The following is a 3012-nucleotide window of genomic DNA, read 5'->3' on the forward strand; positions in this document are numbered from 1 at the left end:
TTGAACGTTAATGTTATTGCACCGGTTTTGAACAATTTTAAAACAAATAGAAAACTTTATTTTAATTTATAATCATAAATTCTATTATCACAAAAAATTAATTTTTTGTAAAAATTTGGTGAAACTATGCAAATTAATGATGTAGATATTAAAAATACTTATGCAGAAGGTTTTGGAATTAAAGTAACTAGAATCTTAGTTACCGCAGCAACTCAAGAATTAGCAAAAATCGCAGCAACCGAAGCAACCGGTTACGGAACTTCTGTTATCGGATGTCCTGCAGAAGCAGGTATTGACTGTTTTGTACCAGCAGAAGAAACTCCTGACGGAAGACCAGGTTACGCAATCATGATTTGTCACGCTAGCAAAAAATCACTTGACCACGAATTAATGGAAAGAATCGGTATGTGTATTTTAACTGCTCCTACTGCAGCAGCATTCAACTTACTTGATTCAGAAGATGTCTTAAAAACCGGTTTCAAACTCAAATACTTCGGTGACGGATTTGAAAAAGACCTTGAAATCGCAGGTAAAACCGTACATTCCATTCCAATCATGTCCGGTGACTTCTTAGTAGAATCTACTTTCGGATTCAAAGATGGTGTAGCTGGAGGAAACTTCTTCATTTTAGCTAAAGACCAAATGACTGGTGTTAAAGCAGCTCAATTAGCTGTAGCAGCAATCGCAAATGTTGAAGGTGTAATTACTCCATTCCCTGGAGGTATGGTGGCATCCGGTTCCAAAGTAGGATCCAACAAATACTCATTCTTACCAGCATCAACTAACGAAAAAATGTGTGTAACTTTAAAAGATGAAGTAGACTCAGACATCAGAGAAGATGCTGACGGTGTATTTGAAATTGTTATTGATGGTATTGATGAAGAATCTGTAAAAGCAGCTATGAAAGCTGGTATTCAAGCAGCTTGTGCTGTTGACGGAGTACTTGAAATTTCTGCAGGTAACTTCGAAGGTAAATTAGGTTCTTACATCATGAACTTACATGATTTATTCTAGAGAGATTTTCTCTCTTTCACTTCTTTTTTTTTAAAAATCGGAGGTATATTGGAGGTGAAATGATGTTTAATAGAAAGTTAATTATCATTTCCATGGTCTTGTTTTTTATTTTAAGTTTTGGTGCAGTGTATGCTTCTGATAATGTAACTGAAGATTTTTCTCTAAATTCTGATGCTATTTTAGAAAACGAGGTCTGTGTATTTGATAATGTTTCAGCAAATCAAATTGTAAATGATGACAAAGTTAATACTAAAATAGAATCCTCAGATATTAATTCATATTATAAGGAGAAAAATGAATTAGTTTCCTATTTAAAGGATGATATGGGCAATCCTGTTCAAAATAAAACTTTATCCATACTTTTAAATGGAAAAACATATGATAAAACTACTGATGCTAAGGGTAGTGTAAAATTAGGAATAAACTTAAAGCCTGGAAATTATGATGTTTTGATAAATTTTGCAGGCGATGATGCTTACAACCAATCAAATGTAAACACACAGATTAACATTAAAAAAATACAATTGGCTATTAAAACTAGTGATTGTGCAATATCTTACAAATCAGACAAATATTTTACAGCAAAAGTATATAATGACATAACAGGCACTCCAATTAAAGGTATTAAAGTATTATTTAAAGTATATTCTCATAAAACAAAAAAATTCACAAATTTTTATAAAACAACTAATGAAAATGGAATAGCTACTCTGAATAAAAATTTACAAGTTGGTTTATATACTATTTATACTCAAATTAAAGATTCTAAAAATAAAAAGTTCATTTCATACAAAAATTCTAAAAACAAAGCAACCCTGACAGTTAAACCTTCAGCAGGTGATGACTGCTGTTCTTTTTATGTTCAGGTAAGTGATACTGAAAGTGTTTGTGGCTTCAGACGTGATAATGTTGGGGATGCACTTATCAAGGTTAAAACTTCAAAAAATTGGTATGGTAAAACTGCAGTTAGGCATTATAAGGATTCCGGAAGCTATTTCTGTCATTTGGTGGCCACTTCCGATGGCTGGATGATGGGTAATGGCGGTCTTGATGACGTTAGTGTAGTCAAGAATATTGAAAAATTGGCGGTGGACATGATGAAATCCAATAAAATCAAAATGTCCAGCCTGAAAAAGATTAGAATGTATAAAAGATGGGCAAACTTTGGACACTTCTCCATTAAAGCTCCTGACGGACGTTATGCAGTTGTTTATCAGGGAAGCATTCAGACTGGAAAATTAAAACCTGGTGAATTCTTATGCAATCCAAATTTCAAATCTTATCAGCGCCATGGAACTTATGCGAAGTATGGTACTAATCCGGCAAAAGTGGCAATTAAAGTAGGAGCAACAGATCACTATGGAATCTATAGAAGACAAATCACCATATTCCATTGGAAGGCCACTACTAAAAATTATAAGACTACTGCTAAAATTAATGTTCATGCCGCAAATGATAACGGAAGGCTTGTTGGCAGGTCATCTGCCCATTATGTGGATAATATAGAGTATCAAGGCAAGTTTGTAAGCAAATATAAACTTCCTAAATCTCCAAATTCAATTCGTTTAGGAACTTTGAACTTTGGAAATATTGATAAGCTTATTAAAACTCCAACCACTATAAAAGCTCCAAATGTAGTAAATCAGTTCAACAATACCAAATACTTTAAAGTAACTGTAAAAAACAAAAATACCAAAAAAGTTGTTAAAGGAATAAAAATCAAAGTACAAGTGACTTCTGGAAGTAAATCAAAGTCTTACACTCTTAAAACGGATAATAAGGGTGTTGCCAAATTTGATACTAAAACTTTAAATGTGGGAAATTATAGTGTTGTTATTAGTCCTGCAAATAATAAATACCTAATTTCTGGTAAAAGTAAAATAGTTATTGAAGCTATTCCGGAAAATATCACAGAGGGTAATTCTACTGTGGATGTTCCTGAGAATGTTTCTGATGGTAATTCTACTGTGGATGTTCCTGAGAATGTTTCTGGTGATG

The 3012-nt window shown here is 32.9% G+C and carries 1 protein-coding gene and 1 pseudogene; both read left to right on the forward strand.

Annotation, left to right across the window (positions count from 1 at the left end):
- The first annotated feature begins 126 nt into the window (after positions 1-126).
- Complete coding sequence (gene fhcD / locus ACJMLH_RS01225; protein ID WP_405274117.1) at positions 127-1014, forward strand: formylmethanofuran--tetrahydromethanopterin N-formyltransferase; 888 nt, start codon at positions 127-129, stop codon at positions 1012-1014.
- A gap of 59 nt (positions 1015-1073) precedes the next feature.
- Positions 1074-3012 (forward strand): annotated as a pseudogene (locus ACJMLH_RS01230) (hypothetical protein); the annotation flags it as partial.

The organism is Methanobrevibacter sp. (assembly GCF_045116495.1).
GTDB lineage: Archaea > Methanobacteriota > Methanobacteria > Methanobacteriales > Methanobacteriaceae > Methanocatella.

Coding starts and splice junctions, on each gene's coding strand:
- fhcD (WP_405274117.1), top strand. CDS start 127: ATGCAAATTAATGATGTAGATATTAAAAATACTTATGCAGAAGGTTTT.